The organism is Pseudoalteromonas luteoviolacea, assembly GCF_018100925.1.
In the GTDB taxonomy this organism is placed as follows: domain Bacteria; phylum Pseudomonadota; class Gammaproteobacteria; order Enterobacterales; family Alteromonadaceae; genus Pseudoalteromonas; species Pseudoalteromonas obscura.
The window spans coordinates 206,150-223,748 of record NZ_JAGJEH010000003.1 but is presented as its reverse complement, the minus strand read 5'-3'; the positions used below and the strand labels follow the sequence as shown (position 1 = coordinate 223,748).

Below are 17,599 nucleotides of genomic sequence, written 5' to 3'. Positions count from 1 at the left end.
ATTTGGGTTTCGATAAATGGCCCCCATGTATCTTCTATTACATGTTTAACCAATAGGAGATAGCATGAGACCAAACAATAGTTTTAGCAGTATTGAAGGGTTGAGAGAGGGCGATATTCTGCTCTGCTATACAAACCCTGAGAAAAACTTCGTTGCTCGAAAGATTAAAGATGCAACCAACAGCGAATACTGTCATGCGGCAATTTATTATGGGGATTCGTTCGCTGCGGAATCGACCGCTAAAAACGGGATGACAAAAGGCAAAATTGAGAAAGTTGATGTTTCTAGCCTCGTTTCAAGATATGACCATGTTGCAGTGCTTCGTATTCCCGATTTTTGGGATAAGGCCAGCGTTCAAAGCTTGAAAGAGTTTATAGACAGCACAGTTGTTAAAAAAGCAAAATACAACTTTAAAGGAATACGCAATTTTTCAAAAAATAAAAAAGAACATGAAGCATCAATTTATCAAAAATTGGATAGCCGCTTGGAAGATAGCGTAAATCCGCCCTGCACTGAAAAGTCAAACTATTTCTGTTCAGAGTTTGTTTGTGACTGCCTCATTCATGTTGGTCGCATTGGCAAAGGTGCAGATGTTTTGTATCAGTCTGATGTTCAGTCTCCTGGTGACTTATCAAAAGATAGAAGCTTTGGTGTTTTTTGGGGTTACCTATCTTCTAAGTGCAACTATGCTGTTAGCTCATCCGATCTTTTTTATTATCAGACTCCATACACCCGTTTGTACGGTTCATAGAGTTGTACAACTAGTGCGCCTAGGTAATCACCTAGGCGTATTTAAGACGTTTTCAATGCCTTGCTGCACACCTTCTATAACCAACAGCTTCATGAACCTTGCGAGGTTTGGCGGTATCTCATCAAACTTGAGTTCTTGACCTTGTGATTTACCAACATATTTATATATGTCGGATTTTCTCCATTGTTTGGTTCTAGATTCACTGGGAATCGGTTTCGGTATTTCACCTCTGGCCATTTTAGTTTGCAGTGTGGCGTTCGTGTTTCCAGTAATCTTCATCACTTCTTGTGCTGTTAGCACTTCACATTCTACGTTCTCTTGAACATCTGATTTTTTCGCCATATCAGTCTCCTTCATGCGTAGAGAGTGGAATTGCAAACCAAGCTACCGGCCCGCTATCTGTCTCATGAATTGAAATGAGAAAAGCGCTTTGTACATGACATTCCGGCTCCCAAGATGAAATGTCGGTTTCACCTTCGTTGTAATAGCAATGATACAAATCACTACCTTCTTGCAAGTAATCTTTGTACAGCATTAGACCTTGGTTCATTAACCAGCAATCAATTTCATCCTCCGTTGAATTCTCCCAAAATGGTAGGTCGTCATGTGTCCAATAGCCATTGCTGTCTTTTTCGACCTGTACTTGCTCGAGCTTGACGACACTAGGCAGGGCGCGTACCAAGATATCTTTTGCAGCCTGCGGATCATGATTTATCTTTTCTAATGCGTTTTTTATTAGCGTGTCCATGCTTGCTATTGTTGTTGCAAGTTGCCCTGTTGCCTGCATAACCCAATTGTGAGGTTTAAAATTTTCTGCCTCTTCTTTTGTTGTGGGTAGGTAGCTTTGCTCGCTTCTCATACCAGCATTCAGCGCATGGTCTTTAAGTACTTTTTGAATGTAATTTGGTGTCATGCAGCTTCTCCTTTAGCGTCAAACTTGGTTGTTTCATTTCCCCACACGGACCAACCGTGTTTTGATGTCCGTGCAAAAAGTTCGATCTTAGGTGCGTCACCTGCTAGATCTTCGCACTTAATCCGGAATGCATTGGGTTTTTGACTATGCTTAAGTACTTGGTAATTCCCGGCAAAGTTTATTGCTCGAAAAAGATCATCGGCATCTAATTCACAATTACCAACCGCGCGTACCGATCGTGATGCGACTTTGGGTTTGCCTTTAGTTGCGATGATGGCAGATTCACTGCCTGCACGGGTCCAATAACCCATACCAAAGAAGGGGAGGCCGTTTTTTGTGAGTTTGTTCCACACAAAGCCGTTCATATTTTTAAGGGTAAAGCCCCATGCTTTAACCACTTCGATAGCTTCTTCTGGCATGGCTCCCACGTACCACATAACTAAAATGCAGTCGTCTGCTGCAATGCTATCGACAGGCATAGCCTTTAACTCCTCTACGCTCATTGTATCGTAATGTTGGGATGCGCCAGATTTCATAGAGCCGCCAGATTTTTTGCTATCAAATTGCCATGCGGGGTCTGCGTATATGAGACCGAATTTTTGGTCTTTAAATTCATCAAACATGCGCAACCTCGTTATGTGTAGTTGTTTCTATTAATACCGAAACATTTAACCTGGTGAATGTTCCCTCATGGTGCCAGTCATCAAGGGTTTGCACTTCAGTTTTACCTTTGAAGAGGTATACACCGGCTGTCTCGGGCAGGTCGATCTTGTGGAATAGATCTTCCATATCACAAGCGTACTCTTGCAAATCAGTATTAAATTGTATGTTAGTTTTAAATACCTCGGTTACTGCGCCGTCTATGCCAGTTGAGCCGATGGCAACAACTGCCTCAATGTCACTAAATGTCAATTCTGCATTTTCATAAAGTTCGTTACACATGATCTTTCCTTTGGTTGCTGCCCCGAGGGGCAGCGTGTATCGGTTAAACTCGGCCAATGTATGTCTTAAATGGACACGCTTTAAATTCAGTAGTTAGCAGCTCTTTAAAGCGTTCTGTGATTTCTTCTTGCGTTGATTCGAGTCGCAAAATACGGAAGCTGATCTTAGGTCGGTCACCACCGGTTAAAATGCCGACTCGAACAGTAAACGAAAACTCGCCTAGGCCGTTGAAAGGTTCACATTTGAATGTAATTTGATTTGGCAGGGTGTCCTTGTTTTTAGCTTCAATGCTATCCATTGCCGACATCGAGGCGCCGAAGTCTTCCACTTTTGAATTGAGTTGTCTGGCACTTTCTATTGAAAGATCTCTAAGGCGTTGAGCGGCAATTGCTGGTGCCATATCACCGCCGTTCATGTCTGCAACAGTAATTAAGTCGGTCCAATCTTCAATAAATTCTGCTGCAGCTTTTTGGCTAAGCGAGTCGTCACCGGTTGCCAACAGTGCTTTGTATGGCCCTGTTTTTTTCAATGCCACGATAGCTTTGTGATCTTGATGTAGTGGTACTTCAGTGGTCCCAATATCAAAAACTGTTTCAGCGCTCATTGTTGAAGAGTCAATAAAGCAGCCTGAATCGTCATTTCCATGTTCAATGCTGTAGGCAACAAAGTCATTGATGCTCTCTGTATTAAAGTTCAGCCTTAGCCTTGAGCGAACTGCCATAAACTTTTCTAAGTCTTGCACTTTAAAGCTTTCTGGCACTAGAGCTAGAGGAACATTTGTATCTTGCAGCTGGTCAGTAAAATGGGCTGCGTTGGCTGTTTCTTGAATGTGTTGTACTGCTTCTTTAGATAATGACATGTTGGATTTCCTTATTGCTTGGTTAATGGTTTAGTTTTGTTGAACTAGGGCAAATTGGCCGTTGAACTCTTCCTGCGGCTGCTCAATTGTGAGAACGCCACCTTTGCCCACATAAAACGGGGTCTCATTAGATGCAGTCTCTGATTTGCTTCCTCTTTTTGTAAGCGTTGTATGTGTAAGCTTGCTGGATACCATTACCTGGTTGTTTTCGCCGATACGTTGAAAAGTTAAGTCTATTGCTACTTTTCCTTTTCTATTACCAGCACCGTGTATAACTTGGCCAAGCGCTACATCACTAAGAAGGTGTGCAAGCTTTTCGTTGAACACTCCGCCTTCTAATTCACTAACAAAGTTATTTACGTCTGTTGTATTGCTCATTGTTTCTGCTCCTGTCGAAATTTAAATTTGTCTTAAGTACTAGCTAAAAGGGAATATCATCATCAAAGTCGATAGGTGGCTCCATTGGGTTATTAGGACCGCCTAAATTACTCTGCTCAGTAGGAAAACCTGCTGCCTCATTAGTGTTTTGATGACCGTTACCTTGTTGTGCACTGTTTCTTTGCTGAGGTGCAAATCCGCCTCTCTGTGTTTGGTTATTTTTATGCGCGTTGCCGTATTGCGCATTTTGCTGTGGGTAGTTTTGTGGTCCATAGTGCTGATCGTTGCGGCTACCCATCATTTGCATTTGGCCGGTCATATCGACGATTACTTCCGTTGTGTATTTGTCTTGTCCACTTTGATCAGTCCATTTACGGGTTTGTAATTTACCCTCAATGTAAACTTGCGAGCCTTTACGTAAATATTCGCCTGCAACTTCTGCCAACTTTCCGAAGATCACAACGCGATGCCATTCCGTGCGCTCTTGTTGTTGTCCGCTATTTCTATCTTTCCAAGACTCTGATGTGGCAATACTTAAGCTAGCAACGGCGTTACCATTTGGCATATAGCGAACTTCTGGATCTTGCCCAAGGTTCCCAACGATAATTACTTTGTTTACACCTCTAGCCATGCTTAACCCCTGCTTTTAATGTACTTAGATGGTTTTGGGAAATACGAACTACTTTTTTGCAGGTTTCCACGTCAAACATTCCGATGTGGCAATCTTTACCGTTAATCCCTAGTTTTTTAGCAAGCCATTTGTATGCGCCTTGGCGCTTCATGTGACCATTTCTCCATATCTTGTCAAAAGCACTGTGGGCGTTACTTTTTTCGGCTCTTAATTGAGCGTTTGCTAATCTTCCCATGGGCTTGTCAGTTCCTTTGTGGCATCCGACATATGCATCGCAACTTTGGCAGCTATAAAAAGTCTTTTTAAACAAATCGGGTCTATGAGGATAAATCTCTCGACCTGATACTTTTTTCGAAAACTGGCCGCAGTAACCGCAAATTGGTGTAATTCCTTCCATTCTGTTAATACCTTTTTTGACCGTAGAAGAGGGCGCTAGGCGCACCTCATTGGTTGGTTATGCTGCTTGTTGGCAAAGCATTTCTTCTAGAAATTCAATGTGCTTTTCTGCTTCTTCGAGCTTGCAGCAAACTGTTTCTAACTCGTGGCTTTGTGTCCTGCTTGCATGGCTCGGCCAACCAGTAAAACGTTCGTATTTAATATCAAAGCTTTCGCTTGTATCTTCATCAGCCGCCAGTTCCGGTTGGTCATCGTTTGCTGCTTTAGTCGTTGGAGGCTGTGCTGCTTCACGCGCTTTAGCCATGTCTAAAAGTTGGTTTAATTGAGATGTTGCGTTATGAACAGCCTGTTTTGCTGCACTAATATCGCCATATGTGTCTTCGTTAATAACAGTTGCATCTAGTGCGGCTATAGCTGCTTTAATTTCATCACTTGATGAATTAAACAAGGCCATAGGGGTGTTTGATATTCGACTTAGAGCATCTCGTTGATCTGCTTCTTTTTGCTGTTCAGCTAGGCGTTCACGTTTTAGAGCATCTTCACGTAAGTTGTATAGTGCTGTAGTCACATCGTCTTTTACTTTGAGAGCTTCATGTATTAGCTCAGGATCAAAGTGATCAACTTCGATAGTGCTGACAGCTTCTATACAGTCGGCGATAACGCCTGATGACTTGTTGGCACAGTCAGGGACAAAGTTTCTAATTGCTTGTATTTCGTCCCTTTGTGAATTAAGAAAAGCTTCTCTTTCCGCAGCTATACGATCTGCTTCTTTTTTTCGAGCTGCGTCTTCTGCTTCGAAAGGTTTGACGATAACTGAGTATATCTTTTCTACTCTAGCAATTAAGTCATCACCTTTGCTTTTTACATCTTTACCAACTTCAATTCGACGCTTATTGATTGCTTCAGTAAGTTTGTTTCTTTCAGTCCTTATTTTTCTAGCTTCTTTGAACTGTTCGTCATCTTTCATGTTGTAGACAATGTCAGCAGGGTACTTTTCCTCAAGCTCTTTAAGTTTCTCTTCAGTGATCTGATTTTGAAAAACAATGCTTAATACATCTGCATTTACTAGATTATTCGACGACATATTTACGCTCCTTGGATTTTTGTAATTGTTGCCGCTTTTTCGGCTTGTAATTGAGTTTGATATTCAGAAATTTCTACCCCTAATGACTTGCACTGACCTTTAAGCTCTTGCAGTAACTGCGTGTAAGTCATGTCTAAAACGGCTTCGTTAGGCTCTTTTTTCAACTGCTCTAACTTCTTAGCGAACCATTTTTCAAACCTATCAAAAGACTCTTTTTGTGATTGTTGTTTGGCTTGTTTGATTTCAGACATGCGTTGCTCTTTAGTTGCTTTTATTTCATGTCTGAATACATCACTACTCTGTGCTTCGGCACATCTGATAGCTGTAGAGAATGCTTTCTTTAGTTCCGTTTCTGTTTTCGCTGCATTTATACTTTCAATAAATGGGCTAATATCTTTCACTGGTAAAGCCCATGCTGGCAATAAAGGAGAGGGCCACTGTGCGCTTAAAATTGTGTATTGATTGTCACTTTCTGCGTGTTTGAAAGTGACATAGTTTTCTGTGCATTCGTTTCTATCACTTATGCGTTGGCACTCGATAAAAACTGGCTTAACAAGGTGTAGATACCTTCCAATTCCAAATTGAACAGAAGCACGTTTCATGGAACTTGATAACGCTCCTTTCAATGGCTCAAAGTCTGTGTAGGATGCACCATCCCATTTTGTCACCCATGAGTCGCCCACTTTGATGATCAATCCACAAATTTGACCTCCATGACCGTCTTTAAACTCGTTTTTCCAGCCATCTATGCCTAATACTTCATCAAGCCGATGTTGAACTGCTCGGTTTGTAATGAAAGGGACAACTTCAACCCAAAGAGCATCTTGATTCATGCCTTTTCTGTTTACCATCCATTCGACTTCGTGATCATGGAATGGGGCGGAGAGCTGTTCTTTTATTTGTTGTGCAGTCATTTTAAATTCCTTCACTACTAAGCCGCTGTTGCTGAAAGGTGACTATTTACATCAGCAATCAGTTTCTTAAGCTGGTTTTCTGCATCTAATGAATCTAAATACACGGTAGACATATCAATTACATTTGCATCGGGCCTTCCTTCATGAGTAGCTGCATGGTCATATGTAACAACATCGATCATTTGGTTGCGCGGGTATGTATTAATTGAAATTGACACTCTCTCGTGCTGTTTAAAGCTTGCTTGTAGCAATTCAGCTAATTTGTGTATCAATACAGTATTCATGATGTACAATCCTTTACTGTCCTCACCCGACTGAGTGATATGTTATCTTGATGTTGTGTATTATACTATGTATTATATAATGCGGATGTCAACATTTGATGTGGTGTTTTTTAAAAGGAGTAAATATGAAAACTCAAGTTTTGGCAGAGCTTCCGTCCCATGCGTTAAGAGAAGTTATAGGCGGAACAAGTGGAGGTGGCTTAGATCCAGCTCAGAAGTCTACAGCCTTAAATATTGATTTTATTATAAAAAAAGGAAAGACCAAAGGAGGGTAAATGTACACAGAACTCGAGCAGCACCTTTTATCTTTAATTGAACATTCAATGATTGCTTATATTGTTTTATGGGCAGTTTACATCATTAAGTTTAAAAGGATTGATAGCTATAGCATTACGCTTACAGTGTTTGTTCTTTTTTCAAGTTTAATGACTGTATTAACACCATATATATACAGTTATGCAAAAGAGGGGCATGGAGTTTTTTATCAAGCTGTTTGGCATGGCTTCTTTATAGCTGCTCATATAATAGAAATAAAGGCTATCACTATATTTCACGATAGTTTTAGTCTAAAAATCAAAAGATTAACAGTTTTCATTGTTTCTCTTCTTGGGGTTCAAGCATTTCTTCATTTGGCTAGGCTCTTTGAAAAGAGCATGTTTGAGTCAAGTTATACGGCTTTTATTTATACAGAAGGTATAAAGTTTGTTAATTTACTGTTTGTATTTGTCTGTGTATTATGTATTATCTTAGGTGTTAAAAGAAATTATCAGCTAGATAAGAAGTGTGTATAGATGGATGCTTTAATTACATGCACTGTTGTCATGCTAACTCTAGGTTTAGGGTTAGCACTGGCAATAGTTATAAAAGGTGCTTTTTCTTCGTATTATGCAGCAAGAAACAGCAAGGAACACTCTAACGTTTATGATATGAAATTGTATTTAGAAAAGAAGGCTTTAAGTTATCACTTGGCGGCTGAGGTTTCTGACAGTTTGGTTGAAGAAACGATCTTACTCAAAAGGAAAGATGAAACATTGGAAAGGCTAAGTGGTCGCTTTTAAAGGGTTTTAAATGAATATATTAATAAAAAAGTATTTTTTGGGTTTGTGCCGAGTGCATAAACCTCTGAAAAGCCTTGAAAAGTCAACACTGAAATTTGTCTCGGGTGGTACTAATGGTGGAGGAATAGACCCTCAGCCTGAATAAAAAAAGGGCCGTTCAGCCCTTTTTTTATTTGTACATAAATGTAAATCCGTTCTGAACCCCCACGCTTTACTTGCGTTTTAGTTACCATACTTCCTAAATGTACTTTGAAACTTTTCATCCTTTTCAGCTTTTTGAACCATAAGGATTTCATAAATTTCAGCTACTTGAGCAGGGTTCATTTTTTCATACACACTGAAAAACTTGGTGATTTCTCTTTCACTTAAGCTTAGTTGTCTAGCTATTGTCTGGAAGGTCTCAGTTAAAAGCTCATGATCAACATGCAGTTCAGGTTCTTGGTTATTGATCAAGTCTAAGAAATGATTTTTACCAACATCCAAAACAGCCGCTAATCTTTCTAATTGTTCTTCTGATGGAGTATATCTACCCGCAAAATAGTGACTTACACCGCCTTGAGAATTCACCTCAAAGACATCTATCAAGTCTTTCTGCTTTATCCCTTTAGAGCGCATCAAACTCTGCGCTTCTTTGGCCCAATTATTGTTTGCCATGTCTTAAACGTTTTTCTGCCCGAATACAAACATAATACATGTTGAGGGTTATTTTTCAAATAGGTAGTTATTTTTTTATTGAGTGCTTGCTATTTCTGTATTATAAAATACATAATATATAAAAAGTTTAGGGAGTAAGCACTGTGAAGCTGGCACTTTGGTTAGAGGCTAATGAATACGGCATGGATAAGTTGGCCGCCTTTCTTGGCAAGTCGTTTTATACGGTCAGAAGTTATGTGTATGGGCATAGAAAAGTTCCTTTACTGGTAGGTGAGAAAATTGAGAATCTTACTGCTGGGCAAGTTACTCAAGCCGATCTCGATGCGCAATACACCGAGTTCAATGATAGAACTGAGCGATTTGGAATCGTAAGAATTAACGGCAAAAAGTTTGGCAATCCAATTACAACCATAAACGTTGAAGACTCTCATGACGAAAAAGAGCAGTTCGTAAACAACGTACGTGATTTACTGTTACCGGGCGACAATGAAGATAGTGGCTTATGTGCATAACCTCCGAGGCAGTTAAAACGAATCTGTTAGCGGCGTTATCCGACCGTCAAATGATGCGGTTTTTTTCTAAGCATTTTGGGGGGTATGAGCCGGTTAACCATCCACTACTCCCAGAAAATGCAATGCTTGAGCTGTGGAGTTCAACCGATGAGAACTTTGCCAATTTAACATTAGGCCAGCCGCTTAGATCTTCCGTAAGTGCTTTGCTAATAGAAAAAAGAAAAGCTGAAATTTTAAAGTTATGGCAATGCAATATCGTTTATAGATTTCATTTCCCACCAGGAAACGCAAATGCAAGAAGGTTAGCTCATCAAATAATTCCTTTTTCAATCTGCAATGCGGAATTAGCCAAAGTGATGCATGCAGGAGTTGACTGTCTTGATCCTTCTTGCCTAGCAGTAGGGAACAGCAATGAATAGCATTGTTTTTGAAAGCGCGCTTCGCAATAAGAGTTTTATCAGTTATTTCAAAAAAACAGGCGGAGGTTTTGAACCTCTTGTTTGCGAGCACATTACATTGGAAGAGTGCATCACATCATGGCTCATGTCAGACGATGAATACATGTCATCAAATCACTATTTCGTGCCTCTAGAGGGCGAACAACAACAGCAGCGGGTTATTCCTAAAAACATTGTAGCTACTTGCCTTAAGTCAAGAAATATAGGGATCGCCAAAATGTGGCGATTTTATATCGGCTTTGCTCTTCAGATGCCGCCTATGAGCGGAGTGGTTAGCAAGTTATATGAGGATTTAGGTTCCCTAGATATTCAGTGGACTATGAGCTGCGAACAAATTCAACAATATCAAAATAAAAGGACTAATGATGAACTCAGTTTTTATTAACCCATTGAATTGGCGAACGCCAGATCCTAAAGCGGTAATTGGCCTAGTGACTTACTTCGTGGAGGGCGGAGTTACAGTAACACAGTCATTAACACGTAATGAATTAAAGCTGCTCAATGCTTCAAGAGAAGAAGAGTATCAAGCGGAGCAGTTAGAGAAAGAACGTTTAAAAAGTGAGTGTTCTGTCTACGGCTGTGAAAGTCATAAAGCGCGGTCCCCTTTGTGTGAAAACTGGGTTAGATCAATGGCAAGGTCTTTGAAGCGTGGTGATGAAGATATAGAGAAACTTATATCTGAGCTGGTGGCACCGATACAAATACCTGCAAAAAGTGGTGTATTGGAAAAAATCGACAACTGGTTATTTTGGGCAGACAAGATAAAGGATCCTCAACAAAGAATTGCTGTTATGAAATCCATCGCAAGTGCCAAGGATTACATTCTAAAAGCTGAGAGCTTGATGCAAGGCGCGAGGATGACTATCTACAGTCCAGAAGAGATCGTTAGGTAGACTATGTTTGGATTGAATTTAATTCAAGGTGATTGTCTAGAGTTGTTAGATGCGTTACCTGACAACTCTATTGATCTTGTTTGCGCTGACATGCCATATGGCACAACTCAATGTAAATGGGATACTCCAATAGACCTTGATTTACTCTGGCCAAAACTAAAAAGAGTTGTGAAGGAAAGAGCTGCAATAATTCTCTTTGCGCAAACCCCATTCGATAAAGTGTTGGGCTGCAGTAATTTAGAAATGTTGCGATACGAGTGGATTTGGGAAAAGTCTACTGCAACAGGCTTTTTTAACGCAAAAAAAATGCCTCTCAAAGCACATGAAAATGTTTTGGTTTTTTATTCAAAACTACCTATTTACAACCCGCAAAAAACATTAGGACACCCGCGCAAAACGGCTAGTCGAAAAGGCTGCAAGAGTGAGTGTTATGGGAAAGAAGTTAAAAAAGTTCATTATGACTCAACAGAAAGATTCCCAAGAAGTGTCCAGAAATTCACAAGTGACAAGTACAAGGCCAACCTTCACCCAACACAAAAGCCGTTATCGTTGCTCGAATACATAGTTAGAACATATAGCAATGAAGGGGATCATGTCCTCGATTTTTGTATGGGCTCCGGTACCGCAGGTGTCGCTGCGCAAAATCTAAATCGTCAGTTCACGGGTTTTGAATTAAACAGGGAATACTTTGAAAAGGCAAAACAGCGTATAGAGACGGCAATTGATAGTAAAGCCGCATAAATAAACAAAACAATCAAGGAGAAAGAAATGTTAGAAAATTTGTATCACATTTACCCAGAGCATCAACCTGGTAAAAAACAAAATAGAAAGAAAACAACAGGAAGTGACTGTAAAAGACACGGTTGTAGCAAACAAGAAAGTAACAAGCCTAGATAAAACAAAACCCGCAAACTTTGGCGAGGGCGCGGGTTTCGAATCTTCAACAGGAATTATTATGACACACATAGCGCAAAAATCAAACAGAGGTGATGTATGAGTAGAGCTGCTACGGATTGGGCTTGGAAGCAGAGCTTAGGATCATCATCATTAAAGTTATTGTTACTTGCATTTGCTGACCGAGCGGACGAAGACTTTTGTTGCTTTCCAAGCATTTCAAGGCTTGTGAAAGACACAGATTTAAACCAAAAAACTGTAGGGTCTAATATTAAAAAGCTTGAAGCTTTGGGGGTTATTGAAGATACCGGAAAGCGCAAAGGCTCAACTGGGAAAGTAAAAATTTACCGCCTTATTGGTGTAGAAGAGGGCGTGAAAATTAATACCCCCAAAAGTGGTGGTATTAGTCAAAAGCACCCTTCTCAAGCCCATAAAAATCAGGCGCCTCAAGAGGGGGTAGAAGCCAATACACCCAAAAACGGGGTTACTTCAAATTCTAATACATCCAAAAACGGATCTTTGAATACATCCAAAAACGGATCTTTGAATACACCCAAAAACGGATCGCAGAACCAGTCATTAGAACCACCCATTGAACCTAATAAAAATAAAACAAAAAAATCTCTCGATTATTCGTGTTGGCCGTCAATGCCAACTCCTCAAGTCTTGGATGATTGGCTTGCCATGCGGAAACGAAAAAGAGCCAATGTTACGCAAACCGTTATAAATCGTTTTGCTAAAGAATTAAAAATTGCTGCGGAACATGGCGTTAGCGTTGATGACTGCTTATCGGAATGTGTTTTTAGGAATTGGCAGGGGTTTGAATTCGAGTGGATGAATCGTAACGCAAGGCTTAATCAGGTTCGACAGGTTCAAAGTCGGCCGTTAACTCAAGACTTCAGTCAAAACGTAGAAGGGTGGTGATCATGAATAACGCTTTAGTCAGACTTCAACAGCGCATGCCTAGTCATATCAAACCTGACGCCAATATACAGTCATATGACGACTTGCTGGCACTAAGGCGCGTTGACGAAAAGAAACAGTTAGAACATTTTTCACAGCAGCGCAGAGATTGGGTGGTTAGGAATAGTGGCATGAGTGACCGCTTTAAGAATTGCACATTTGATAACTATGTCGCTGAGACAGACAGCCAAAAGAAAGCCGTCCATTATGCGCAGCGTTACGCTGACACGTTCCAAGGCCGTTTAACTGACGGCAAGGGGTTTATGTTCATCGGTGAGCCTGGTACTGGGAAAAACCATTTAGCTTCTGCAATTGCTAATCACATTGGTAGAAACTTTAAAACAACGCTAATTCTGACCGTTTCGGATCTCGTTGGCCTGATTCGCCAGTCATGGTCCAAAGACAATGATCTCACTGAGTCTCAAGTCATTAAGCAAATCGTTAGTGTTGATCTGTTAGTGATTGATGAAGTTGGATTGCAAAAGGGAAGTGAAGACGAGCACTTGCAGCTAACTAAGATCATTGACAAGCGGCTATATAGCTTCAAGCCTACTTCGATTATCTCCAACTGCAAAAGCGTTGAGGAAATTAAGCATTACATCGGCTTTAGAGCTTACGACAGGCTTAAAGAGGGTGTTCTATTTACTACGCATTTTAACTGGGATAGCTACAGGGGGAAGGACAATGCCAAAGCCTAAAAAGGTTCGTAAAAAATACAATGTTAGTTCTCGTATTCGTTCCCAGGGGGACGCATCACTAAAGGGCCTTTGTGTACTTTCACTTGTTAGTCTTGCTGGCAAGTGCCTGCTTGTAAACATGAAGACAGGTAAAGACCAAGCGCCAAGCCTAACGTTAGCTACTGCTATCGAAAAGTATTCGTTTCAGTGGACCGTTCTATTAGCTGTTTTTGGGCGAGCTCCAAACGGTGACCAATACATGAAGTGTGAGCAAGTGAACTTTACTAGCAGGTACCGCCAATGTGACTTGGTTGACTACTTAAACGAAAAGCAAAACAACTTTTTGGATAAATCAATAAGCAAAGAACACGTTATCAACGCAGGTTGGATCGCTGTCCCTTACCAATTCGATATAGACGAATCATTCGCGGGTGACCTTTTCAGTCAATTTGGTGCTTTTGATGCTTTAGCAAAGTGGGAGTGTGCAGCATGACGCAACAAGAAAGGTTAGAAGAAATAATCAGTGGGCCAGAATATTGGAGCTTAGAAGAGATTTGTCACGCTAGCCGGATGATTTTTAAAAAACTTGATACCCCAGCGGCAATGTCTGCTAGATGGCGAAATGTAGTTGAAGGTCCAAATAAAACTAAACACAAACGCATTCGACCGGGCGCTAAAAGGCTTTGGGAATATCGAATTGAAATAAAGTCTGCTGCTAACGACGATTAATTGGGGGATGCAATGAAATCATACGAGAAGGACCAAAAAGAGTTTGTTGCAGAAGTAAAGGCGATACTCGGTTGTGATTACAGCATTGCGCTGGTGGAAGCGCGAAAAGCCAAAAGCGATTACTTATTGGGTATTGCGGAGCCAACAGCTAGAGATTTAAACCAAGCAAAGGCTGCTGGTAATCGAGTTTTGTTACAGCATGCAAAACACCACGGTGTCCCAAGTGTTACGCAACAGATTAAGGATAAGAAGCAAGCCGAAGCTGATAGAAGAAATAGGCCAAAAGCCCAAAAAGAGCGGTTTAAAAGCCTTAAGAGTGCTAACGATGTTGCAGCTAATGCAGGCAACTTTAAGTATTCGAGAAAAGTACCACAAAGCCAAGGCTTTTCTTTGAATGATTCACTCGAACAGACCTATCAGCAAACAGCTAAACGACGAGCATAGATTTTATGACAACAAAGATTTTAACGACTAACAACTATGAACAGGCTATGCCTGTCATTGGCTCAATGATTAGAGCAATGATCAAGAATAATAAAAATGTGAAGGTTAAATTTGATGAACACAAGACAAGTCGTTCAACTGCTCAAAACCGATTAATGTGGATGTGGAATCAAGCAATAGCTGATCACATGAGAGAGCACTATGGACAAGAAAATAGCTCTCAAGATGTTCACGAAGTGTTTGTCAGGAAAAAGTTCGGTGTAAAAGTGCTAGAGGTTGGAACAGAAGAACCAATCATAGTTCGAAAGCGTACACGAAGTTTAAACACCAAGGAGTTTTCTGAGTATCTAAATTGGATGGATATGTATTGCGCAGACAATTTAGAGCTACTACTGCCAAAGCCGGAGGATCTATACATGCTTGCACTATATGGGGAAGGGGAGACACATGTCAGTAATTAGCTATAAGCTGAGAGAAAGCGCTAAGGGTCAAGCTTGCCAAATTAGGTTACCAGGTATCTGCAATTTCGATCCTAGCACGGTCGTTTTGGCTCATGTCGGTGGGGAAGCTGGCATGGGTCAGAAATGCGATGATATTCATTCGGCTTATACATGTTCAGCGTGTCATGACGTTATAGACGGTCGATCTGGTCCGGTTATGTTGTCAGAGACTGCAATTAGAATTTTTGTGTTTGAGGGCATGATAAGAACTCAAAGGTTATTTTTAAAACAAAACTTGGTAATGGTGGCCACATGATGACTGCAGGTAGAGTGTTAATTATTGCTCGCACATACAGAGGTCTCACACAAAGAGATGTGGCCGATGCATACGGCGTTTGTGAGAGAACATATCAGCGGTGGGAAAAAGACAAAACGCAACTTAAGTTCGACACTGTCGTGTCTATTGTCGAGCAGATTTGCAACTTAAAACTGGTCCAAGTTTTACAATTAGGGGCTGACTAATGATTGATTCAAGACAAAACATTAAACAAGTACGTGGAGAGCTTAAAGTGTGGGGCCGATACTGGGCATTGAAAGAAGAAACCCAAGGCTATGCAAAAAAGTCTAATGTTGAGCGCATCAAAGAGTGCTGTTTATTGGGTGGGATATTTAGCTCTGATGCTCACTTATACAGTCATGGTGCTGATAGCATTAGCCCACCAGATCACATTGCACAAATTACCCAGGATATAGAAGCGCTTTCGTCTTCTTGTAGAAAAGCGTTAGTAGGTAAATATATTAAAGGCATGAGCCCCAAAGAAATAGCAGTGTGGGCAGATGAATTTAGCAACAAACATAGCGTTGAATTTTGGCTTGCGAGGGCAGAAAGAGGGCTTTTAGTATAGGCTTACTGTCAATACAGGCTAAAATGTCGCTAAACCTGACACGTAATGTCGTTTTCTTCGGCGCTAAATATGCCATAATGTGACTAAGCTTGGAAAAGCTATAAATAAAAAACCTCGTAAATAAACCCCGCTTTTATGTGGGGTTTTTTGATGGTGATTATATGCAAGATGTGAGATGTACTTGCTGCGATAAACTACTATGCCGAACTATTGGAGTAGTAGAAATCAAATGCCCCCGTTGTAAAACAATCAATGTAGCAGAACGCCTAGAGCGTCACGAACCAAAGGTGACGCATGACAGATATAAGACTCGTTAATGGCGACTGTGTAGAAGAAAGCAAAAACATTCCTGATAATTCAGTCGATTTAGTTCTAACAGATCCCCCTTACCTGATTGGTGCCAGCAGTGTTGGCAAACCGTCAAGGGCTGGCTCTTGGACTGACTGGATGAATGAAGCGCACTTCTATAAGTCGTGGATTGAGCAGGCTCAGCGCGTACTGAAAGACACTGGTTTTTTAGTGTCATTTTGTAACTGGCGCTCCATGCCCGTGATTACCAAAGCACTTACCGATTTAGGTCTGTCAATCACATCAGTTTTAGTGTGGGACAAGATGTGCTTTGGCCAAGGCAGCCGCAAAGGTTTAAGGCCACGCTATGAGCTGGCTGTGTTTGTTGCTATGAAAGATGCGGCAATACCTAACCGGGCATTACCGGATATTTGGGAATGCAAACGAGTAGCGCCACAAAACAGAGCGACAGATCATCCAGCAGAGAAACCAGTCGAGTTATTCAAGAAACTGATATGCGAGACAACATCTGAAGGTGCATTGGTTGTAGATATGTTCACAGGGAGCGGGACGGCAGCTGTCGCTTGTCGTGAAACAGGACGTAACTTCATAGGGTTTGAACTTGATACCCACTGGTACAACGCAGCACTTAACAGATTAAAGCAAGAGCCAGAGTAAAAGAGCTTCCCCTAAAGTACTTGAGCGCGCATGGATGCGGCTCCTTTTTCTTTCATGAATAAAAACATACGCAGGAAAAAACATGTCTATGAATTTAGTAGAGCAGCTTAAAAAACATGAGGGCTACAGACAGTACCCCTATTACTGTACTAAGGGAAAGCTAACTATTGGCTATGGGCGTAACTTGGATAGCAAGGGCATGAGTGAAGAAGAAGCCGAGCAGTTGCTAGCAAATGACATAATGAAAGCAGAGGCAGGGGTTAAGCGCCGTATCAATACAGCTCACTGCAATAGGGCAAGGTTAGATGTACTGGTTAACATGGCTTTCAATATTGGCTTAGATGGACTAATGAAATTCAAGCGCATGATAGCAGCAGTAGAAGCGGGAAACTTTGCAGATGCTGCGTATGAGATGAAAGATTCCAAATGGTATGAGCAAGTACCCAACAGAGCAGACGAACTAATCCAACAAATGATTAAAGGCGAGTACTAATGAGTGACAACAAGTTAATCAATAAACCAGTTGATATTGCTCACATCATTACAACTGTCACATTGTTAGTTGCAAGCGTTAACTACTTAGCTGACTTTGATAAGCGAATCTCTCTCAATGAGCAACAGATAAAGGATGTGAAAGTGCAGAGAGTCGAGGACCAGTCTCGTATAGGGAAGCAGCTAGACACAATAAACGAAAAGTTAGACAAGCTTATAGAATCTAAGTGATTGATTTTAATGTCATTTGAATGGGTCCTTTCTGGGCACCCCCCTTTGCAATGCGGGTAGAAAACACGCGGGCCTCCACGCGTTTTTAAAAATAAATTTTTTTTCCCTTTTTCCGTTTCCGCTTTCTTGAG

General features: G+C 41.0%; 35 protein-coding genes. 23 read left to right on the top strand and 12 right to left on the bottom strand.

Going from position 1 to position 17,599, the window contains the following annotated elements; genetic code table 11:
* The first annotated feature begins 64 nt into the window (after nt 1-64).
* Nucleotides 65-751, top strand: coding sequence for a hypothetical protein (locus J8M00_RS06965; RefSeq protein ID WP_211009598.1), 687 nt, complete (start codon nt 65-67; stop codon nt 749-751).
* A 27-nt stretch (nt 752-778) separates the two neighbouring features.
* Here J8M00_RS06965 and J8M00_RS06960 read toward each other — a convergent pair whose 3' ends face one another.
* Genes J8M00_RS06960 through J8M00_RS06910 form a run of 11 tightly spaced genes read right to left on the bottom strand, consistent with a single transcriptional unit; the run spans nt 779 to nt 7,152 of the window.
* Complete coding sequence (locus tag J8M00_RS06960) at nt 779-1,093, bottom strand: helix-turn-helix transcriptional regulator (protein ID WP_211009597.1); 315 nt, start codon at nt 1,091-1,093, stop codon at nt 779-781.
* Between the two features lies 1 nt (nt 1,094).
* Nucleotides 1,095-1,664: a hypothetical protein gene (locus J8M00_RS06955; protein ID WP_211009596.1), complete on the bottom strand. Its 570-nt coding sequence runs from the start codon at nt 1,662-1,664 to the stop codon at nt 1,095-1,097.
* Complete coding sequence (locus J8M00_RS06950; RefSeq protein ID WP_211009595.1) at nt 1,661-2,287, bottom strand: MT-A70 family methyltransferase; 627 nt, start codon at nt 2,285-2,287, stop codon at nt 1,661-1,663. Before J8M00_RS06950 ends, J8M00_RS06955 begins: the two co-directional genes overlap by 4 nt.
* Nucleotides 2,280-2,606: a hypothetical protein gene (locus tag J8M00_RS06945; protein WP_211009594.1), complete on the bottom strand. Its 327-nt coding sequence runs from the start codon at nt 2,604-2,606 to the stop codon at nt 2,280-2,282. The genes J8M00_RS06950 and J8M00_RS06945 overlap by 8 nt, the downstream gene beginning before the upstream one ends.
* Before the next feature lie 43 nt (nt 2,607-2,649).
* Nucleotides 2,650-3,465 (bottom strand): DUF2303 family protein, encoded by an 816-nt coding sequence (locus J8M00_RS06940; RefSeq protein ID WP_211009593.1) that lies wholly within the window; start codon nt 3,463-3,465, stop codon nt 2,650-2,652.
* Nucleotides 3,466-3,495: 30 nt separating this feature from the next.
* Nucleotides 3,496-3,843, bottom strand: a complete 348-nt coding sequence (locus J8M00_RS06935; RefSeq protein ID WP_211009592.1) for a hypothetical protein — start codon at nt 3,841-3,843, stop codon at nt 3,496-3,498.
* A 43-nt stretch (nt 3,844-3,886) separates the two neighbouring features.
* Complete coding sequence (ssb, locus tag J8M00_RS06930) at nt 3,887-4,474, bottom strand: single-stranded DNA-binding protein (RefSeq protein WP_211009591.1); 588 nt, start codon at nt 4,472-4,474, stop codon at nt 3,887-3,889.
* Nucleotides 4,467-4,871: a zinc-finger-containing protein gene (locus tag J8M00_RS06925; protein ID WP_211009590.1), complete on the bottom strand. Its 405-nt coding sequence runs from the start codon at nt 4,869-4,871 to the stop codon at nt 4,467-4,469. Before J8M00_RS06925 ends, ssb begins: the two co-directional genes overlap by 8 nt.
* 57 nt (nt 4,872-4,928) lie before the next feature.
* On the bottom strand, nt 4,929-5,954 hold the full coding sequence (locus J8M00_RS06920) for a hypothetical protein (protein ID WP_211009589.1): 1,026 nt from the start codon (nt 5,952-5,954) through the stop codon (nt 4,929-4,931).
* 2 nt (nt 5,955-5,956) lie between these two features.
* On the bottom strand, nt 5,957-6,868 hold the full coding sequence (locus J8M00_RS06915) for a Rad52/Rad22 family DNA repair protein (RefSeq protein WP_211009588.1): 912 nt from the start codon (nt 6,866-6,868) through the stop codon (nt 5,957-5,959).
* A 17-nt stretch (nt 6,869-6,885) separates the two neighbouring features.
* Nucleotides 6,886-7,152 carry a hypothetical protein gene (locus J8M00_RS06910; RefSeq protein ID WP_211009587.1) on the bottom strand — a complete coding sequence of 89 codons (267 nt, stop codon included), beginning with the start codon at nt 7,150-7,152 and terminating at the stop codon, nt 6,886-6,888.
* Nucleotides 7,153-7,277: 125 nt separating this feature from the next.
* Here J8M00_RS06910 and J8M00_RS06905 point away from each other — a divergent pair, with 125 nt between their 5' ends.
* Genes J8M00_RS06905 through J8M00_RS28425 form a run of 4 tightly spaced genes read left to right on the top strand, consistent with a single transcriptional unit; the run spans nt 7,278 to nt 8,355 of the window.
* The gene (locus J8M00_RS06905; protein WP_211009586.1) at nt 7,278-7,427 is read left to right on the top strand and encodes a hypothetical protein; all 150 of its coding nucleotides are present in this window, start codon (nt 7,278-7,280) and stop codon (nt 7,425-7,427) included.
* Nucleotides 7,428-7,943 carry a hypothetical protein gene (locus J8M00_RS06900; RefSeq protein ID WP_211009585.1) on the top strand — a complete coding sequence of 172 codons (516 nt, stop codon included), beginning with the start codon at nt 7,428-7,430 and terminating at the stop codon, nt 7,941-7,943.
* Nucleotides 7,944-8,210 carry a hypothetical protein gene (locus J8M00_RS06895; protein ID WP_211009584.1) on the top strand — a complete coding sequence of 89 codons (267 nt, stop codon included), beginning with the start codon at nt 7,944-7,946 and terminating at the stop codon, nt 8,208-8,210.
* 10 nt (nt 8,211-8,220) lie between these two features.
* On the top strand, nt 8,221-8,355 hold the full coding sequence (locus tag J8M00_RS28425; RefSeq protein ID WP_282099763.1) for a hypothetical protein: 135 nt from the start codon (nt 8,221-8,223) through the stop codon (nt 8,353-8,355).
* Between the two features lie 77 nt (nt 8,356-8,432).
* On the opposite strand, the gene J8M00_RS06890 is transcribed toward J8M00_RS28425, so the two are convergent.
* On the bottom strand, nt 8,433-8,864 hold the full coding sequence (locus J8M00_RS06890; RefSeq protein ID WP_211009583.1) for a helix-turn-helix domain-containing protein: 432 nt from the start codon (nt 8,862-8,864) through the stop codon (nt 8,433-8,435).
* Nucleotides 8,865-9,007: 143 nt separating this feature from the next.
* Between J8M00_RS06890 and J8M00_RS06885 the strand changes: the two genes are divergently transcribed.
* From J8M00_RS06885 to J8M00_RS06800, 18 genes are all read left to right on the top strand, one after another.
* Nucleotides 9,008-9,376, top strand: a complete 369-nt coding sequence (locus tag J8M00_RS06885) for a hypothetical protein (RefSeq protein WP_211009582.1) — start codon at nt 9,008-9,010, stop codon at nt 9,374-9,376.
* 50 nt (nt 9,377-9,426) lie between these two features.
* A complete protein-coding gene (locus tag J8M00_RS06880; RefSeq protein WP_211009581.1) occupies nt 9,427-9,795 on the top strand; it encodes a hypothetical protein in 369 nt (122 codons plus the stop codon).
* On the top strand, nt 9,788-10,219 hold the full coding sequence (locus tag J8M00_RS06875) for a hypothetical protein (protein ID WP_211009580.1): 432 nt from the start codon (nt 9,788-9,790) through the stop codon (nt 10,217-10,219). The genes J8M00_RS06880 and J8M00_RS06875 overlap by 8 nt, the downstream gene beginning before the upstream one ends.
* Nucleotides 10,197-10,727, top strand: coding sequence for a hypothetical protein (locus J8M00_RS06870; protein WP_211009579.1), 531 nt, complete (start codon nt 10,197-10,199; stop codon nt 10,725-10,727). Before J8M00_RS06875 ends, J8M00_RS06870 begins: the two co-directional genes overlap by 23 nt.
* A gap of 3 nt (nt 10,728-10,730) precedes the next feature.
* Nucleotides 10,731-11,468, top strand: coding sequence for a DNA-methyltransferase (locus J8M00_RS06865; protein ID WP_211009578.1), 738 nt, complete (start codon nt 10,731-10,733; stop codon nt 11,466-11,468).
* A gap of 252 nt (nt 11,469-11,720) precedes the next feature.
* Complete coding sequence (locus J8M00_RS06860) at nt 11,721-12,545, top strand: helix-turn-helix domain-containing protein (RefSeq protein WP_211009577.1); 825 nt, start codon at nt 11,721-11,723, stop codon at nt 12,543-12,545.
* 2 nt (nt 12,546-12,547) lie between these two features.
* On the top strand, nt 12,548-13,282 hold the full coding sequence (locus J8M00_RS06855; RefSeq protein WP_211009576.1) for an ATP-binding protein: 735 nt from the start codon (nt 12,548-12,550) through the stop codon (nt 13,280-13,282).
* The gene (locus J8M00_RS06850) at nt 13,269-13,754 is read left to right on the top strand and encodes a hypothetical protein (protein ID WP_211009575.1); all 486 of its coding nucleotides are present in this window, start codon (nt 13,269-13,271) and stop codon (nt 13,752-13,754) included. The genes J8M00_RS06855 and J8M00_RS06850 overlap by 14 nt, the downstream gene beginning before the upstream one ends.
* Nucleotides 13,751-13,990: a hypothetical protein gene (locus J8M00_RS06845; RefSeq protein WP_211009574.1), complete on the top strand. Its 240-nt coding sequence runs from the start codon at nt 13,751-13,753 to the stop codon at nt 13,988-13,990. Before J8M00_RS06850 ends, J8M00_RS06845 begins: the two co-directional genes overlap by 4 nt.
* A gap of 12 nt (nt 13,991-14,002) precedes the next feature.
* A complete protein-coding gene (locus J8M00_RS06840) occupies nt 14,003-14,434 on the top strand; it encodes a hypothetical protein (RefSeq protein ID WP_211009573.1) in 432 nt (143 codons plus the stop codon).
* A gap of 5 nt (nt 14,435-14,439) precedes the next feature.
* Complete coding sequence (locus tag J8M00_RS06835) at nt 14,440-14,895, top strand: hypothetical protein (RefSeq protein ID WP_211009572.1); 456 nt, start codon at nt 14,440-14,442, stop codon at nt 14,893-14,895.
* On the top strand, nt 14,882-15,190 hold the full coding sequence (locus J8M00_RS06830; protein ID WP_211009571.1) for a DUF1364 domain-containing protein: 309 nt from the start codon (nt 14,882-14,884) through the stop codon (nt 15,188-15,190). Before J8M00_RS06835 ends, J8M00_RS06830 begins: the two co-directional genes overlap by 14 nt.
* Entirely contained in the window at nt 15,187-15,396 is a 210-nt protein-coding gene (locus tag J8M00_RS06825) for a helix-turn-helix domain-containing protein (RefSeq protein WP_211009570.1), read from the top strand. The genes J8M00_RS06830 and J8M00_RS06825 overlap by 4 nt, the downstream gene beginning before the upstream one ends.
* A complete protein-coding gene (locus J8M00_RS06820) occupies nt 15,396-15,779 on the top strand; it encodes a sigma-70 family RNA polymerase sigma factor (RefSeq protein ID WP_211009569.1) in 384 nt (127 codons plus the stop codon). The genes J8M00_RS06825 and J8M00_RS06820 overlap by 1 nt, the downstream gene beginning before the upstream one ends.
* 161 nt (nt 15,780-15,940) lie before the next feature.
* Complete coding sequence (locus J8M00_RS28680; RefSeq protein WP_211009568.1) at nt 15,941-16,096, top strand: Com family DNA-binding transcriptional regulator; 156 nt, start codon at nt 15,941-15,943, stop codon at nt 16,094-16,096.
* Nucleotides 16,074-16,745, top strand: a complete 672-nt coding sequence (locus J8M00_RS06810) for a DNA-methyltransferase (RefSeq protein ID WP_211009567.1) — start codon at nt 16,074-16,076, stop codon at nt 16,743-16,745. The genes J8M00_RS28680 and J8M00_RS06810 overlap by 23 nt, the downstream gene beginning before the upstream one ends.
* A gap of 82 nt (nt 16,746-16,827) precedes the next feature.
* A complete protein-coding gene (locus tag J8M00_RS06805; RefSeq protein WP_211009566.1) occupies nt 16,828-17,238 on the top strand; it encodes a glycoside hydrolase family protein in 411 nt (136 codons plus the stop codon).
* On the top strand, nt 17,238-17,468 hold the full coding sequence (locus J8M00_RS06800; protein ID WP_063875745.1) for a hypothetical protein: 231 nt from the start codon (nt 17,238-17,240) through the stop codon (nt 17,466-17,468). Before J8M00_RS06805 ends, J8M00_RS06800 begins: the two co-directional genes overlap by 1 nt.
* The last annotated feature ends 131 nt before the right edge of the window (nt 17,469-17,599 follow it).

Coding starts and splice junctions, on each gene's coding strand:
- J8M00_RS06940 (WP_211009593.1), bottom strand. CDS start 3,465: ATGTCATTATCTAAAGAAGCAGTACAACACATTCAAGAAACAGCCAAC.
- J8M00_RS06895 (WP_211009584.1), top strand. CDS start 7,944: ATGGATGCTTTAATTACATGCACTGTTGTCATGCTAACTCTAGGTTTA.
- J8M00_RS06905 (WP_211009586.1), top strand. CDS start 7,278: ATGAAAACTCAAGTTTTGGCAGAGCTTCCGTCCCATGCGTTAAGAGAA.
- J8M00_RS06910 (WP_211009587.1), bottom strand. CDS start 7,152: ATGAATACTGTATTGATACACAAATTAGCTGAATTGCTACAAGCAAGC.
- J8M00_RS06845 (WP_211009574.1), top strand. CDS start 13,751: ATGACGCAACAAGAAAGGTTAGAAGAAATAATCAGTGGGCCAGAATAT.
- J8M00_RS06860 (WP_211009577.1), top strand. CDS start 11,721: ATGAGTAGAGCTGCTACGGATTGGGCTTGGAAGCAGAGCTTAGGATCA.
- J8M00_RS28680 (WP_211009568.1), top strand. CDS start 15,941: ATGCAAGATGTGAGATGTACTTGCTGCGATAAACTACTATGCCGAACT.
- J8M00_RS06865 (WP_211009578.1), top strand. CDS start 10,731: ATGTTTGGATTGAATTTAATTCAAGGTGATTGTCTAGAGTTGTTAGAT.
- J8M00_RS06920 (WP_211009589.1), bottom strand. CDS start 5,954: ATGTCGTCGAATAATCTAGTAAATGCAGATGTATTAAGCATTGTTTTT.
- J8M00_RS06880 (WP_211009581.1), top strand. CDS start 9,427: ATGATGCGGTTTTTTTCTAAGCATTTTGGGGGGTATGAGCCGGTTAAC.
- J8M00_RS06890 (WP_211009583.1), bottom strand. CDS start 8,864: ATGGCAAACAATAATTGGGCCAAAGAAGCGCAGAGTTTGATGCGCTCT.
- J8M00_RS06805 (WP_211009566.1), top strand. CDS start 16,828: ATGTCTATGAATTTAGTAGAGCAGCTTAAAAAACATGAGGGCTACAGA.
- J8M00_RS06925 (WP_211009590.1), bottom strand. CDS start 4,871: ATGGAAGGAATTACACCAATTTGCGGTTACTGCGGCCAGTTTTCGAAA.
- J8M00_RS06965 (WP_211009598.1), top strand. CDS start 65: ATGAGACCAAACAATAGTTTTAGCAGTATTGAAGGGTTGAGAGAGGGC.
- J8M00_RS06835 (WP_211009572.1), top strand. CDS start 14,440: ATGACAACAAAGATTTTAACGACTAACAACTATGAACAGGCTATGCCT.
- J8M00_RS06825 (WP_211009570.1), top strand. CDS start 15,187: ATGATGACTGCAGGTAGAGTGTTAATTATTGCTCGCACATACAGAGGT.
- J8M00_RS06950 (WP_211009595.1), bottom strand. CDS start 2,287: ATGTTTGATGAATTTAAAGACCAAAAATTCGGTCTCATATACGCAGAC.
- J8M00_RS06955 (WP_211009596.1), bottom strand. CDS start 1,664: ATGACACCAAATTACATTCAAAAAGTACTTAAAGACCATGCGCTGAAT.
- J8M00_RS06935 (WP_211009592.1), bottom strand. CDS start 3,843: ATGAGCAATACAACAGACGTAAATAACTTTGTTAGTGAATTAGAAGGC.
- J8M00_RS06915 (WP_211009588.1), bottom strand. CDS start 6,868: ATGACTGCACAACAAATAAAAGAACAGCTCTCCGCCCCATTCCATGAT.
- J8M00_RS06875 (WP_211009580.1), top strand. CDS start 9,788: ATGAATAGCATTGTTTTTGAAAGCGCGCTTCGCAATAAGAGTTTTATC.
- J8M00_RS06900 (WP_211009585.1), top strand. CDS start 7,428: ATGTACACAGAACTCGAGCAGCACCTTTTATCTTTAATTGAACATTCA.
- J8M00_RS06855 (WP_211009576.1), top strand. CDS start 12,548: ATGAATAACGCTTTAGTCAGACTTCAACAGCGCATGCCTAGTCATATC.
- ssb (WP_211009591.1), bottom strand. CDS start 4,474: ATGGCTAGAGGTGTAAACAAAGTAATTATCGTTGGGAACCTTGGGCAA.
- J8M00_RS06840 (WP_211009573.1), top strand. CDS start 14,003: ATGAAATCATACGAGAAGGACCAAAAAGAGTTTGTTGCAGAAGTAAAG.
- J8M00_RS06800 (WP_063875745.1), top strand. CDS start 17,238: ATGAGTGACAACAAGTTAATCAATAAACCAGTTGATATTGCTCACATC.
- J8M00_RS06810 (WP_211009567.1), top strand. CDS start 16,074: ATGACAGATATAAGACTCGTTAATGGCGACTGTGTAGAAGAAAGCAAA.
- J8M00_RS06945 (WP_211009594.1), bottom strand. CDS start 2,606: ATGTGTAACGAACTTTATGAAAATGCAGAATTGACATTTAGTGACATT.
- J8M00_RS06830 (WP_211009571.1), top strand. CDS start 14,882: ATGTCAGTAATTAGCTATAAGCTGAGAGAAAGCGCTAAGGGTCAAGCT.
- J8M00_RS06960 (WP_211009597.1), bottom strand. CDS start 1,093: ATGGCGAAAAAATCAGATGTTCAAGAGAACGTAGAATGTGAAGTGCTA.
- J8M00_RS28425 (WP_282099763.1), top strand. CDS start 8,221: ATGAATATATTAATAAAAAAGTATTTTTTGGGTTTGTGCCGAGTGCAT.
- J8M00_RS06850 (WP_211009575.1), top strand. CDS start 13,269: ATGCCAAAGCCTAAAAAGGTTCGTAAAAAATACAATGTTAGTTCTCGT.
- J8M00_RS06870 (WP_211009579.1), top strand. CDS start 10,197: ATGATGAACTCAGTTTTTATTAACCCATTGAATTGGCGAACGCCAGAT.
- J8M00_RS06820 (WP_211009569.1), top strand. CDS start 15,396: ATGATTGATTCAAGACAAAACATTAAACAAGTACGTGGAGAGCTTAAA.